The sequence below is a fragment of the Mesorhizobium sp. M0047 genome (assembly GCF_040323315.1).
GTDB lineage: Bacteria > Pseudomonadota > Alphaproteobacteria > Rhizobiales > Rhizobiaceae > Mesorhizobium.
Genome location: NZ_JAMYUW010000010.1, coordinates 63,303 through 76,904 on the forward strand (window position 1 = coordinate 63,303; position 13,602 = coordinate 76,904).

Below are 13,602 nucleotides of genomic sequence, written 5' to 3' on the forward strand. Positions count from 1 at the left end.
CGCGATGAAAGCCAAACTGGCCTCAGGCCTCCTTCAAGCCCGCCTTGAAGCGCTTGCCATTGGCAACGTAGTGTGCGGCCGAGCCGCGCAACTTCGCCACGGCCGCGTCGTCCAGCACCCTGATTGCCTTGGCAGGCGAGCCGACGATCAGCGAATTGTCCGGGAATTCCTTGCCTTCGGTGACCAGCGCACCCGCACCGACCAACGAATTCCTGCCGATTTTCGCGCCGTTCAGCACGATGGCGCCCATACCGATCAGACTGTTGTCGCCGATCGTGCAGCCATGCAGCAAGGCGCGATGGCCGATCGTGCAGCCCTCCCCGATCGTCAGCGGAAAGCCGGGATCGGTGTGCATGACCGTATGTTCCTGCACATTGGTGTCGGCGCCGATGACGATGGGCTCATTGTCGCCGCGAATGACGGCGCCGAACCAGAAGCCGGCATTGCGGCCGACCCGAACGTCGCCGATCAGCGTCGCATCGGGCGCGATCCAGTTGGTCTGCACATCCGCGAAACTGGGCCCCGTTCCATCGATCGCGTAGAGCGGCATGTCTTGGTCTCCGAATCGTCTCAGCCTGGCAAGTCGGAGCCTAGGAGACGGATCGTCCATGAGGCAATGGCAAGCACGACCACGCCCAGCGCCAAGGACCAGACAATCGCCGTGCAGCCGCAGGACATCAGCGCCATCATCGAAATGCGGCGCTCGCGCCGGGCATCGATCGCATCGTTGACCAGCATGAACGGCCCGGCACACGCGGTGGCGAGCAGCGAGCGCAAGATATGGGACGGCGACACATAGGGTTCGGTGAAGGCGACCTTGCGGCCCGAAACCAGTTCCATGGCCGATCCGGCCATCCCGCAGGCGGTCAACCCGACGACAAAAGCGAAGAGCGTGAGTTCCAGCGGTCCCATCTTAACTTCCCATTTACCATGAAATTGCACAGTCGTTCCATGAAGGCTGCAAAAGCCATGCCGTGCGACGTGTACCGCCCAGGGACACAGAGGCGGCTGGGATCCGAGAACCGAGATGAAACAGGCAGCGCTCGCCAACGAACTCACCGTGGTCGATTCCAGGCTGATGAAGCGGGTGCTCTACGCGTTCACGGCGCTGGCTCTGCTGTCGGCAGCGATCAGCCTCGGCGGCAAATGGTTCGGCCATTCGATCGCCATGGCCGGATACACCGACGACGCAACAATCCACCAGGTGGTGATCGGCAACAATGTCATCGCCGTGCCGGCCAACGCCATCCGTTTCGCCCAGGCCAGGCGCGACGGTATCGCCTCGCGGCTCGATCTCTATCTGCGCTACCCCCAGATGGACGGCTACAGCGAGGCCGCGCGCGACGATTTCAACCACACCGGGGCAGCCAAGAACATCGTCTTCCTGTCTTTCGAACAGCGGATGATGTCGCGTGACATGAGTGGCCGCTTCGCGCCGATCTACAGCGCGTTGATCAACAAAACCGGCATTGCGGGGCCTGGCGGCACGACGGTGTACGGTTTCAACGAGAAATCAGGCTATTTGAACGAGGTGCTGGTTGTCGCCGAGCGCCCCGGCAAGGACCCGTTCGTGGCACGTTGCCTGAGCGGGCCGAGTGCCGACGAATCGCTGGCGCCGTGCGAGCGCGACATCCAGGTCGGCGACGAACTCAGCCTCACCTATCGCTTCCCAAGGGAGTTTCTGGGTGATTGGCAGACGCTTGACGCGGCAATCGCCACAGAAGCCGGGCGTGTCCTGAAAACAGGACATTAGAATAGAAAGCGTCGGGAGATCCGGCTGGCCGGCCGCATTCGAGGCGCAGCCGGCCAAGCGCAAGGTGCTGGCTCAGGCCAGATCGATGTCGAGGATTGCCATCGAAAAATTGTAGTCGCCGTCGTCTTCGTCCTTGAAGACGATGCCGAGGAATTCGTCACCGACATAGACCTCGGCTGAATCTTCCTTGCGCGGCCGTGCCTTGACCTCGAGCTTGGGGTTCTGGAAGACGCGCTTGAAATAGGCGTCCAGCTTTCTGATTTCGTCCGGCTTCAACAGTCTTCTCCGATCATCGGGCTTGCTCGTTCGAGCGCGCTTCTGACACGTCGACAATGGCGATGTAAAGGCAAGCGGCCCGATAAGGCGAGACAACCGCCACTCATGCCCACGGCCGGAATCCGGCAGCAGGCGGCGGCCTTCTGAAAATCAGATGTCGAAGCTGACGACCTGATCCATCGTCTGCGACGGCAGAAGCTGGTCCATCTGGCGCGACGGCTGATCGCAGCCGGTCTCGCCAACGACGCGAGCCGGTACGCCGGCAACCGTCTTGTTGTGCGGCACTGGCGACAGCACCACCGAGCCTGCCGCAATCTTCGAGCAATGGCCGATTTCGATGTTGCCGAGGATCTTGGCACCAGCGCCGATCAGCACGCCGTAGCGGATCTTGGGATGACGGTCGCCGCCGGCCTTGCCGGTACCGCCCAGTGTTACGCCATGCAATATCGACACATCGTCCTCGATCACCGCGGTCTCGCCGACCACAAGGCCGGTGGCGTGGTCGATGAAGATGCCCTTGCCGATGCGCGCGGCCGGGTTGATGTCGGTCTGGAAGACCGAGGACGAGCGGCTCTGCAGATAGAGCGCGAAATCCTTGCGGCCCTGGTTCCACAGCCAATGCGCCAGGCGATGCGTCTGGATGGCGTGAAAACCCTTGAAATAGAGCACCGGCATGATGAAGCGGTCGCACGCCGGATCGCGGTCGTAATAGGCTTGGATGTCGACGCGCACGGTCGTCGGCCAGTCCTTGTCGTCGGCCAGCATGGATTTGAAGGTCTGGCGGATGAGATCGGAGCCGATGTCCTGGTGCGCCAGCCGTTCGGCCAGGCGATGGATGACCGCTTCCTCCAGGCTGTCCTGGTTGAGGATGGTCGAATAGAGGAACGCGGCGAGCAATGGGTCGCGGTTGACAGCCTCCATCGCTTCGTCGCGGATCGAACGCCAGATCGGGTCGACCGGCTTCAATGCGCTGTGTCGGGAAATGCTGATGCTGTTCATCGCCGTCTCGTCCTGCGCCCTGCCGGGCTTGCTTGTTGTGCTTGCCTGTTGTCCGGCCGCACATATAAGTCAAATCATAGCACGATTGAACTCAATTTTCCTCAGTGCATTGTCAAATGGATTTGGTTCGCGGGAATTCAATCAGCCATGGAAAACGAACCCTTGATCGATGACGCTCTGAAGAGCGAGCTTTCAGCGCTCTACCGGGGACCAGGCCGCCATTACCACAACCTTGCCCATATCGAAGCGATGTTGGCGCTTGCAGGTGACTATCGGGCGGCGCTCGGCGACCCCGGAACCGTCGAAGCGGCGATCTGGTTCCACGATGCCATCTATGACAGCAAGGCCAAGGACAACGAGGCGCAAAGTGCTGCCCTAGCCGAGAAGAAGCTGGCGGGCCGCGCGGACCCTTCCCGCCTCAACCGCATCTCGGCGATGATCGTCGCCACCGCCACACACCAGGTGCCGCCGTTTGACGACGCGACGAGCACACGCGACGCAAGTCTTTTCCTCGATATGGATCTGTCGATCCTGGGTGCCGCGCCGGACGCCTTCGACGCCTATGAGCGCGCCGTACGACGCGAGTACGCCTGGGTGGAGGGGCCGATGTGGCGGGCCGGGCGCAGTGCCGTGCTGAAGAATTTCCTCGCCCGCCCACACATTTTCCACACGGAGGAATTCCGGCAACGCTTTGAACGGCAGGCCCGCGAAAACATGGCGCGGTCGCTGGCGGCTCTCGCCACAGGCTGAGGGCAGTCACGTCCCGCTCCCCTCGCCGTCCGCTCAGAGCGGATTCTCGGCATAGAACTCCAGCACACGCTGCTTGAAGGTCTTGTCCCCGACAGCCAGCATGTGGTCGCGGCCCAAGATGTGAAAGGCCCTGGCGTTCGGCATCAACGCCGCGAGTTCATCGGGCGAGCCGCCAATGTCGTCGGTCGTGCCGACAGCTACCAGCGTCGGCTGGGCGATGCGGGCAATATCCTGCTCGCTCAGCAGTTCGCGCGATTTGGCAATGCAGGCGGCCAACGCACGGCGATCGCTGCGGGTCTGGTCGGCGAAGGCGCGAAACGATCGGCCGCGCGGATGGCTTGTCGCGGCCGGATCATCGGCAAGCAGGGCCGCGGCGATCGGATCCCAATCGCCGACACCATCGATCATGCCGATTCCAAGACCTCCGAAAACCAGCGTCGCCACCTTTTCCGGATCCGACAGCGCCAGGAACGCCGCGATGCGCGCGCCCATCGAATAGCCCATGACATGGGCGCGCTCGATGCCGAGGTGGTCGAGCAAGGCGGCGGCATCCGAAGCCATCTTCGCCGGCGTATAATCGGCCTCCTCATAACTCTTCGACGACGAACCATGGCCGCGGTTGTCGAAGGCGATGGCGCGGTAACCGGCATCGTTCAGCGTCTTGAACCAGCCGGGCGACACCCAATTGACATAGTGGCTCGAAGCGAAGCCGTGGATCATGAGCACCGGATCGCCCTCGCCCGATGCCGGCTGGCGGTCGAGGAAGGCAATGTCGAAGCCGTCGTGGGTGAAAAGCTGCATCGGCGATCCCGCCTGCCCACTCAACCGCCGCCGCCATTGGGCGCATCGCCATTGTCGGCGGGCGGCACGCCGGGGCTAGACGCTGTGCCCACGGCCGGATGGCGCACCAGGTCGCCATATTCGATGCCGTTGCTGGCGGCCGTGCCGGCCTTGAGTTCGAGCACGAAACGTACCGGGACACCTGGCGAAATAACGGCGTCGGATTGCGGCTCACCGCGCTTGATCGCCCGGATCTTGCCGTCCTGGCCGACAAAGATCAGATCGAGCGGCATCGGCGTGTTCCGCATCCAGAAATTGACCTGCTGTGGCATCTCGAAGACGAACAGCATGCCGTGATCGTCGGGCATGTCCTGGCGATACATCAAACCGGCTTCGCGCTCTGGATCGGTGTCGGCGATTTCGATGGAAAAGGAGCGATCGCCGCCTTTCGTCACCACGACCAGTGGCGTCGGGTCGACCGCAAGGATCATCGCCCGACTGTCCGCCGCGGTCGGCCGTTCGGAATAGAAGAAGGCGCCTGCGGCGATGATGACGGCAATCACGGCGCACACCACGCCCGCCGCCAGCCAGTTCCTGTGAGCCATTCGAAATCCTCAGCCGGAAATCGTCCTAGTGCGAGACCGGCAAGGTCCCCATATCGGGGTGAATTTCGGCGGCCATAAGGCCTTTGTCGCCGCGTCCGAAACGAACCAGAACGACTTGGCCTGGCCGAAGCTCGGTGATGCCGTAGCGGCGCAAGGTCTCCATGTGGACGAAGATGTCCTCGGTGCCCTCGCCGCGGGTCAGAAAACCAAAACCCTTGGTGCGGTTGAACCACTTCACCAAAGCGCGTTCGAGACCGCTTTCCGGCGTCACCGCGACATGGGTGCGCTGCTCCTGCATCTCGGCCGGGTGAACCGCTGTGGTGAGATCCATGGAGAGAACCCGGAAGGCCTGCAATCCGCGGTCGCCATGCTTGACGAGGCAGACCACGCGCGCGCCCTCCAGGGCCGTCTGAAAGCCGTCCTTTCGAAGACACGTCACATGGAGGAGGATGTCGCCCGAAATGCCGTCATCCGGGAGGATGAAACCATAACCCTTGGCCACATCGAACCACTTGATCACGCCGGCAATTTCGAGCAGGTCGGCGGCGTCACCGCCTTCGTCACGCTGCAAGGCATCGCCTAGAGGTTCGTCCCGCCCCATGAAAGAGGCCTTTTCCCCCATAAGAATGCCCCCTCTTTTAAAGAACACCGCAACTGATTCTTGGGGACCAGATTAACACTGCCGCTTCCGGTGTGTGCAAGACCTGCCGTGCCTTTTTTCACGGTTCAATGGGGTGAATACCGGATTTGTTCTTTGCCGGCATTGCGCGCTGCCGCATGATTGCCCTTTGACGGGGTCGACCCTATGTTGCACCGCAATGCAATTCACGAGGAATCCTCATGCGCTATCTGCACACCATGGTCCGCGTCGCCGACGTGGATGCCTCGCTTGACTTCTACTGCAACAAGCTCGGCCTCAAGGAGGTGCGCCGCTACGAAAACGAGCAAGGCCGCTTCACGCTGATCTTCCTCGCCGCGTCGGAAGACGAGCAAAGCGGCATCGCCGACAAGGCGCCGCTAATCGAACTGACCTACAATTGGGATCCGGAAGACTACAAGGGCGGGCGAAATTTCGGCCACCTCGCCTATGAGGTCGACGACATCTACGCCACCTGCCAGCATTTGATGGACAACGGCGTCATCATCAATCGGCCGCCGCGCGACGGCAATATGGCCTTCGTCAAGTCGCCGGACGGCATTTCGATCGAACTGCTGCAAAAGGGACCGGCGAAGCCCAAAGCCGAGCCTTGGGCCTCGATGCCGAACACCGGCACCTGGTAGCGATCACGCCATCTTGAGTGGGGCGGCCATGCGGACAAGCCGGCCGCCTTTGCCGTTCTGATCGACGGCACCTATCTACCTGCTTATCGCGCCTGCCCGCCGAGGCCGGCGCTTACCAGGAGAATTCATTCATGCCGACCAGCCGTGCCGATATTGCCACCGAGCATGCCAGCCGCTACCTGCAGCAATTGTGCAAGCACTGGGCGCACAAATTCCCGGTCGAGTTCGATCCCGCCCATGGCACCATCGATCTCTCAATGGGCCGCACGGTTCTGGACGCAGACGCGACCGCGCTGCATATCACGGTTTCAACTGACGAAGCCGGATCGATCGAACGGCTGGAAAGCGTCGTCGCCGATCACATCAAGCGCTTTGCTTTCCGCGAAGAGCTGACCTTCGACTGGAAACCCGCGCCGGCGGCATAAGCGCCTATTCGTGCACGACTTCTGGCGAAAACCGGCACCCACTTTTCGGGATCGTGCTTCACTTCCCATCGGCCTGAGCGGCCATCGCCAGCAGCGCCTGCACCGAGCGCCAATTGCGCGCCGTGCCTGGCACTTTCAGGGTGCGCGGGATCAGCCCGGCAAACACCGATTTGCCCAGTCCATCCGGCGCATGCAGGTAGAGCGCATCGCCCTTGACCTCGAAGCGTTCGGGCCCTGTGCACTTTTCGGCCAGCCGCGCCACCTCATCGGCGGTCGGCTCGCGTTCCAGCACATAGGCATGGAGCCTCGTGTGGTCCGCAGCCACGTCCGGATAGGGATTTTCGTTCACCAGCCGCTCGAACCATGAGAGATCGCGCACCATGATACGGGAATGGAAGCCCCATTTCTTCTCGAAGGATGCTTCGAGCTGTTTCGTCAGCGTAACCGCATCGGCCGTCTTCGCGCGGAACACGGCATTGCCGCTCTGCACATAGGTGGCGACATCGGAAAAGCCGAGATCCTCGAAGAATGATCGCAACTCCGTCATTTTGACGATGCGGTTGCCGCCGACATTGATGCCGGAAAACAGCGCGACGAAGGTTTTTCTGGCACCCCTCATATGATGAACCCGGCCAAGGTCTCGTTATCGGTGATGTCCTGGTACTGGACGCCTTCTGCCTCGAAATTCGCCTTGAGCAGGTCGAAATTGCGGCGGTCCTTGGTTTCGATGCCGATCAGCACCGAACCGAAATTGCGCGCCGATTTCTTCAGATATTCGAAACGGGCGATGTCGTCGTCCGGACCGAGCAGTTCGAGGAAGTCGCGCAGCGCGCCCGGCCGCTGGGGGAAGCGGATGATGAAGTATTTCTTCAGGCCCTCGAAGCGCAGTGCCCGTTCCTTGACGTCCGGCAGCCGCTCGAAATCGAAATTGCCGCCCGAGACCACGGCGACAATGGTCTTGCCCCTGATCTCCTTCCTGGAGAAATCCTTCAGCGCATCGATCGCCAGGGCGCCGGCCGGCTCCAGCACGACGCCCTCGACGTTGAGCATCTCGATCATGGTGGCGCAGAGCCGGTTTTCCGGGATCAGCCGCACGGTGTCGGCAGGAAAATCCTTGAGATGCCGTAACGGCTCGCGGCCGATCTCGGCCACCGCCGCGCCATCGACGAAATTGTCGACTTTGGCGAGCTTGAGCCGTTTTCCCGCAGCGAGGCTCTCTCGCAGGCTCGGTGCGCCGGCTGGTTCACAGAAGACGAAGCGCGCTTCCCGGCCCTGATCGGCGAAAAAGTGAGTGACGCCGGCGGCGAGCCCGCCACCGCCGACCGGCAGCATGACGATGTCGGGCATGCGGGCGCCGGGCATCTGGTCCGCAATCTCATAGGCGACGGTCGCCTGGCCCTCGATGATGTCCTTGTGGTCGAAGGGCGGCACCATATGGGCGCCGGAACTTTCGGTGAATTCGAAGGCGGCGCGATAGCAATCGTCGAAAAAGTCGCCAACCAGCCTGATCTCGACGAAATCGCCGCCGAACAGCCTGGTCTTGTCGATCTTCTGCTGCGGTGTCGTCACGGGCATGAACACCACGCCCTTCTTGCCGAAATGGCGACAGACGAAAGCAAAGCCCTGCGCATGGTTGCCGGCGGACGCGCACACGAACAGTTCGGCCTCGTTGCCCGCCGCCAGCGTTTTGCGGAAGAAATTAAAGGCGCCGCGGATCTTGTAGGAACGCACGGGCGACAGATCCTCGCGCTTCAACAGCACCCGCGCGCCGGTCTTTTTCGACAAATAGTCGTTTTCCTGCAGCGGCGTTTCCGGGAAGATCTGACGGATCGCGGCAGCAGCGCCAGCAACGCGGGAAGAGAAACTGTTCATTGGAAACCTCTTCGCGGCGCATGTCGTCGGCAGACCTCGTCACCGATTGGGCTGCGCACCGTCAGTTGTTGGCGTTATGCTACGATGCAGCACGAACCCGCCTATTGCATATCCGGCCTTGCGACGCCATCGTCCCGCCATTCATGTCTTCTCGCAACGGGCATTCGCAAAAGCTTTGCAAGCTCTTGAAGGCGTTTTTTGATGCATTGGTGGCGGTCGGCCTGAAATCCTGTCTCTGCCAAAACCGGCGCGTCGACGGTAGATGCGGCTCATTGTGCGCACCAGGGAGGCGTTCCTCGCGTCATTTTGGCTTTCGCGCAACACTGCGGCGGCTGTAGCCGGGCGCTGATCACATTTCGATGGGACACGACTTAGTTCCGCCGCACTCTCCCTGTCCGGGAGGTGTCGCGGGGGTAGACAGGCCTTTCGGCCGGAGTTGGAATTTCAAGCGTGCCTTTGAAGAAGATCTTTACCGTTGTCCTTGCCTTGTTCGTCACCGGCTGCGCCGGCTCGCAAACACAGGAACTGCTGGGTAGCGCCATGGTGTCCGCCCCGGTGACGGAGATCGCCGGCAACCACAGCATCTTTATCGCCACGACGCGCAAGAAATCCGACGATCCCAATAAGGTTTTCGACGGCGAGCGCTCGGCGACGCTTAACTACGCGCGCGTCAACGTCACCGTTCCGGGGATCCACGAGACCGGCCAGATCGAGCGGCGCTCGCGCGGCAAGTCGGACGACCCGGCCAAATATTTCATGGCCTCCGAGGTCGTCGGCTACGACACGCAGCCGAAATTCTCCAGCGCCCTCAACGCCGACATCGCGGCGCGCGGCGGCCGCGTCATGGTCTTCGTGCATGGCTACAACACCGGCTTCGACGCCGCCGTCTATCGCCTCACCCAGATTGTCCACGATTCCGGCTATCCCGGCACGCCCGTGCTGTTTTCCTGGGCATCGGGCGCCAGGACCACCGACTATGTCTACGACAAGGAAAGCGCCAGTGCTGCCCGCGACCAGCTGGAAGTGACGCTCAGGATGCTGCAGCAGTCGGGCGCCCGGCGCATCGACATAGTCGCCCACTCAATGGGAACCTGGGTGACCATGGAAACGCTGCGCCAGATGGCCATCAGCGGCGACCGCGATCTCGGTGGCAAGCTCGGCGACGTGGTGCTGGCCTCACCCGACATCGACGTCGACGTGTTCAAGAGCCAGATGCGGCGCTACGGCAAGCCCGACAAGCCGTTCATCCTGCTATTGTCCGACGACGATCGGGCCCTGAGGCTCTCAGGCCTGATCGCCGGTTCGCGGCCGCGCGTCGGCGACTACAAGGATGCCGCCGATCTTGCCTCCTACGGCGTGACCGTCGTCGACCTCTCCACGGTCAAGGGAAGCGACAGCTTCAACCATACGAAATTCGCCGACAATCCAACGCTGGTGAAGATGATCGGCCAGCGCCTGCGCGAGGATGACGGCTTTGCCAGCGACCGTGACGTGACCGACCGCATCGGCCTGCTCGGCCAATAGATGGGGTCCCGCGGTTTCGCCGTGCCTGTTCAGTATTGCGGACGTATGGACTCACTTTGAACTGGACCGCGCCGGTCTCTGGCTCTATCGGAATAGCCAGCGACGTCACGCGTTTGACGTCCCCCTTTATGGGAGCCGGCGCGTGACCGTGCGTTCGAAGAGTTACCTCGTCGTTGCTATCGCGCTCGCCGTGACCGGCTGCGCCGGCCAGAACACGCATGACCTGCTCAACAGGACCGCCGTCTCGGTCCCCGCTTCCGACATCGCGGCGACGCATGAGATCTTCGTTGCCACGACCCGCCAGAGGGCAATCAAGGATCCGCGACAGGTGTACGACGGCGATCGCTCGCTGACCACCAGCTTTGCCCGTGTCGACGTCACCGTTCCGAAAAGCCATCAGGTCGGCGCCATCGAGCGGGCCAAGGGATCCGCAAACAGCGCACCAGCCAAGGACTTCACCGCCAGGGACGTCACCTTCTACGAAGGCGCGCCGCAATTCGCCAAGGCGGTCGGCGCCGACATCGCCATGCGCGGCGACCGTGCGCTGGTTTTCGTGCACGGCTTCAACAATGGCTTCGATGACGGCATCTATCGGCTGACCCAGATCGCCCACGACACGAAATATCCAGGTACGCCCGTTCTGTTCTCATGGGCGTCGAGTGCCAAGACGACGGGCTATCTCTACGACAGGGATAGCGCAAACGCGGCGCGCGACGATCTTGAAGCAACGCTGAGAATGCTTGCCAAGACCAAGGTGAGAAGCATCGACATCATCGCCCATTCGATGGGGACGTGGTTGACCATGGAAGCGTTGCGGCAACTCGCCATCACCGGCGACCGCGATCTCGGCGGCAAGCTCGGCTATGTCATTCTGGCCTCGCCTGATATCGACGTCGATGTGTTCAAGAAACAGATGATCCGCTACGGCAAGCCGGACAAGCCGTTCGCCATCCTGCTTTCGGGCGACGACCGCGCGCTCAAGCTTTCGGCCCTGATCTCCGGCGACAAGCCGCGTGTCGGCGACTACGGCAATGCGGCCGACCTTGCCAGCTATGGCGTATCGGTTGTGGACTTGAGCAAACTGAAGTCTGGCGATCGCCTCAACCACGCCAAATTCGCCGATAACCCGATCCTGGTGCAACTGCTCGGCAACCGGCTGCGTGCACCGGCTGGCCTGGCCTCGGACGAACCCGACCCGACACAACTCAACAATCTCGGTCAGGGCCTCGGCAAGGCCGTCGGCTCGGTCGCCGAGATCGTCATCACCACGCCGTTCAAGGTGCTGACGATCGCCACGGGTGGGTGATCGGCGGACGAGTCACCCCAAGGTTGCTAAACGAACAGATCGACCTTCTGGAACGTCGTCACATCGATCAGGCCGACATCGGAAATCCTGAGCTCGGGAATGACGACCAGCGCCAGCAGCGAGTGCTGCATATAGGCGTTGTTTAGCGAACAGCCCATCTTGCGCATCGCCTCGGTGAGCTTGTCCGCCTTGGCCGCGACGATTTCCGCCCGCTCGTCCGACATCAGCCCGGCGATCGGCATTTCGACCAGCGCCAGTTCCTTGCCCTTGGAGAACAGCACGACGCCGCCGCCGACCTCGCCCAGACGGTTCACGGCCAGCGCCATGTCCTGCTTGTTGGTACCGACGCAGATGATGTGGTGGGCGTCATGCGCCACGCTGGACGCCATGGCGCAGTCGGCCATGTAACCGAATCCGGAGACGAAGGCGTTGGTAACGCCGCCCGTGCCTCTGTGGCGCTCGACCAGCGCGATCTGGCAGACATCATTGCGGCGATCCATGGCGACCAGCCCGTCCTCGACCGGCAGATCGGCCTCCAGTGCCCGCGTCGGCGCCTGGTTCTCGATGACGCCGATGACGCGCACCCGCACCTCGTTGGCACCCTTGGGAGCCACGATGTCGAAGTCGCCGCCCTTCAGCTTCTTGCCAAGCTTGACGGTATTCTTCGCCGTCTTCGGGTAATCATAGGCCGGAATATCGATTTCGAGCTTGCCGCCCTTGGCCAGCCTGACACCGCGTGAATAGACCTCGTCTATGGTCATTGCGGCGAGATCCGAGACGATCAGCAGATCGGCCAGCCGACCCGGCGCAATCGAGCCGATCTCGCGTTCCAGTTTGAAATGCCGGGCGGTGTTGAGTGTCGCCATCTGGATCGCCATCACCGGCTTCAACCCCTGTTGGATGGCGTGGCGCACCACGCGGTCCATGTGGCCTTCATGAACCAGCGTGCCGGAATGGCTGTCGTCGGTGCACAGGATGAAGTTGCACGGGTCGATGCCGCTCTCCGTCACTGCCTTGATCTGCGAGGCCACGTCGTACCAGGCCGAGCCCAGCCGCAGCATCGCCTTCATGCCCTGGCGCACACGCGCAATGGCATCCTCGGCGCGCGTGCCCTCGTGGTCGTCTTCCGGGCCGCCTGCGACGTAGCCATGGAAAGGCAGGCCGAGATCGCGCGAGGCATAGTGCCCACCGACCGTCTTGCCTGCCTTGACCGTCGCGGCGATCTCGCCCGACATGACCGGATCATTGGCGGCGACGCCGGGGAAATTCATCACTTCTCCCAGTCCGATGATGTTTTCCCAAGTCATCGCTTCCGCCACATCGGCGACCGTCAGTTCGGCGCCGGCATGTTCCAGCCCCGGCGCCGAAGGCACGCAGGACGGCATCTGCACATGCACGTTGATCGGCATGGCGACGGCCTCGTCATGCATCAGCCGCACGCCTGGCAGCCCCAGTACATTGGCGATCTCGTGCGGATCGATGAACATCGACGTGGTGCCATGCGGAATGACAGCCCGGCAGAACTCGGTCACCGTCACCATGCCACTCTCGACATGCATGTGCGCGTCGCAGAGGCCGGGCACCAGATAACGCCCGCCTGCGTCGACCACCTTGGTGACGCCCTGGCCGATGGCGTGGCTGGCATCAGGCCCACAAAAGGCGAAGCGCCCGCCGGCAATGGCGATGTCGGTGCCGGCGATGATCTCGCCCGAATGGACGTTCACCCAGCGGCCGTTGCGGATAACGAGATCGGCGGGTTTGCGCCCCATGGCGACATCGACCAGATGCGTCGCCATCTCGGTCCAGGGTTTGGGTTTCGTCGCATGCCCCGACGGCTTCTTTGTCATGAAAGACTCCTGTTTGCCCGACTGTGCCAAGCCGATGTGGTTTTGGCCAGCGCTGAACGATCTTTGCCCCAGTCGATCAACGGATTACGCCGTCTTCACCACATATTGGTCGCAGTCGGAAATGGAATTCCGTTTTGTGGCAAATCAGGTTACCCTTCCCGCAAGGACATTTCTGGATCGCCAT

16 protein-coding genes are annotated in these 13,602 nt (G+C 62.1%); 6 read left to right on the top strand and 10 right to left on the bottom strand.

Annotation, left to right across the window (positions count from 1 at the left end):
* Positions 1-22 precede the first annotated feature (22 nt).
* The gene (locus NKJ89_RS11900; RefSeq protein ID WP_352602546.1) at positions 23-550 is read right to left on the bottom strand and encodes a gamma carbonic anhydrase family protein; all 528 of its coding nucleotides are present in this window, start codon (positions 548-550) and stop codon (positions 23-25) included.
* Positions 551-570: 20 nt separating this feature from the next.
* Positions 571-912 (bottom strand): DUF6949 family protein, encoded by a 342-nt coding sequence (locus NKJ89_RS11905; protein ID WP_352602548.1) that lies wholly within the window; start codon positions 910-912, stop codon positions 571-573.
* Positions 913-1,027: 115 nt separating this feature from the next.
* Between NKJ89_RS11905 and NKJ89_RS11910 the strand changes: the two genes are divergently transcribed.
* Positions 1,028-1,753: a hypothetical protein gene (locus tag NKJ89_RS11910; RefSeq protein WP_352602550.1), complete on the top strand. Its 726-nt coding sequence runs from the start codon at positions 1,028-1,030 to the stop codon at positions 1,751-1,753.
* Positions 1,754-1,825: 72 nt separating this feature from the next.
* Here the strand turns inward: NKJ89_RS11910 and NKJ89_RS11915 are convergent, their stop codons facing one another.
* Both NKJ89_RS11915 and cysE read right to left on the bottom strand, forming a co-directional pair.
* Positions 1,826-2,029, bottom strand: coding sequence for a DUF3126 family protein (locus tag NKJ89_RS11915; protein ID WP_006200852.1), 204 nt, complete (start codon positions 2,027-2,029; stop codon positions 1,826-1,828).
* A 150-nt stretch (positions 2,030-2,179) separates the two neighbouring features.
* Positions 2,180-3,028, bottom strand: coding sequence for a serine O-acetyltransferase (gene cysE, locus NKJ89_RS11920; RefSeq protein WP_127415464.1), 849 nt, complete (start codon positions 3,026-3,028; stop codon positions 2,180-2,182).
* Between the two features lie 147 nt (positions 3,029-3,175).
* Here cysE and NKJ89_RS11925 point away from each other — a divergent pair, with 147 nt between their 5' ends.
* Positions 3,176-3,778, top strand: a complete 603-nt coding sequence (locus tag NKJ89_RS11925; RefSeq protein ID WP_352602552.1) for an HD domain-containing protein — start codon at positions 3,176-3,178, stop codon at positions 3,776-3,778.
* Between the two features lie 33 nt (positions 3,779-3,811).
* Here the strand turns inward: NKJ89_RS11925 and NKJ89_RS11930 are convergent, their stop codons facing one another.
* The 3 genes from NKJ89_RS11930 to NKJ89_RS11940 are packed head-to-tail and all read right to left on the bottom strand — an operon-like array spanning position 3,812 to position 5,785.
* Positions 3,812-4,579 carry an alpha/beta fold hydrolase gene (locus NKJ89_RS11930; protein WP_352602554.1) on the bottom strand — a complete coding sequence of 256 codons (768 nt, stop codon included), beginning with the start codon at positions 4,577-4,579 and terminating at the stop codon, positions 3,812-3,814.
* A gap of 20 nt (positions 4,580-4,599) precedes the next feature.
* Positions 4,600-5,163 (bottom strand): DUF192 domain-containing protein, encoded by a 564-nt coding sequence (locus NKJ89_RS11935; protein ID WP_352602556.1) that lies wholly within the window; start codon positions 5,161-5,163, stop codon positions 4,600-4,602.
* 25 nt (positions 5,164-5,188) lie between these two features.
* On the bottom strand, positions 5,189-5,785 hold the full coding sequence (locus NKJ89_RS11940; RefSeq protein WP_032907472.1) for a cold-shock protein: 597 nt from the start codon (positions 5,783-5,785) through the stop codon (positions 5,189-5,191).
* A gap of 218 nt (positions 5,786-6,003) precedes the next feature.
* On the opposite strand from NKJ89_RS11940, the gene gloA reads away from it, so the two are divergent.
* On the top strand, positions 6,004-6,444 hold the full coding sequence (gloA, locus tag NKJ89_RS11945) for a lactoylglutathione lyase (RefSeq protein ID WP_023759421.1): 441 nt from the start codon (positions 6,004-6,006) through the stop codon (positions 6,442-6,444).
* A 131-nt stretch (positions 6,445-6,575) separates the two neighbouring features.
* On the top strand, positions 6,576-6,869 hold the full coding sequence (locus NKJ89_RS11950) for a DUF2218 domain-containing protein (protein WP_352602558.1): 294 nt from the start codon (positions 6,576-6,578) through the stop codon (positions 6,867-6,869).
* A gap of 58 nt (positions 6,870-6,927) precedes the next feature.
* Here the strand turns inward: NKJ89_RS11950 and NKJ89_RS11955 are convergent, their stop codons facing one another.
* Both NKJ89_RS11955 and ilvA read right to left on the bottom strand, forming a co-directional pair.
* Positions 6,928-7,488 carry a DUF1697 domain-containing protein gene (locus NKJ89_RS11955; RefSeq protein ID WP_352602560.1) on the bottom strand — a complete coding sequence of 187 codons (561 nt, stop codon included), beginning with the start codon at positions 7,486-7,488 and terminating at the stop codon, positions 6,928-6,930.
* Entirely contained in the window at positions 7,485-8,741 is a 1,257-nt protein-coding gene (gene ilvA, locus NKJ89_RS11960) for a threonine ammonia-lyase IlvA (RefSeq protein WP_023759424.1), read from the bottom strand. Before ilvA ends, NKJ89_RS11955 begins: the two co-directional genes overlap by 4 nt.
* 450 nt (positions 8,742-9,191) lie before the next feature.
* On the opposite strand from ilvA, the gene NKJ89_RS11965 reads away from it, so the two are divergent.
* Positions 9,192-10,265, top strand: a complete 1,074-nt coding sequence (locus NKJ89_RS11965; RefSeq protein ID WP_023759425.1) for an alpha/beta hydrolase — start codon at positions 9,192-9,194, stop codon at positions 10,263-10,265.
* A 142-nt stretch (positions 10,266-10,407) separates the two neighbouring features.
* A complete protein-coding gene (locus tag NKJ89_RS11970) occupies positions 10,408-11,571 on the top strand; it encodes an alpha/beta hydrolase (protein WP_352602563.1) in 1,164 nt (387 codons plus the stop codon).
* Between the two features lie 26 nt (positions 11,572-11,597).
* On the opposite strand, the gene ade is transcribed toward NKJ89_RS11970, so the two are convergent.
* Complete coding sequence (ade, locus tag NKJ89_RS11975) at positions 11,598-13,418, bottom strand: adenine deaminase (protein WP_352602565.1); 1,821 nt, start codon at positions 13,416-13,418, stop codon at positions 11,598-11,600.
* Between the last annotated feature and the right edge of the window lie 184 nt (positions 13,419-13,602).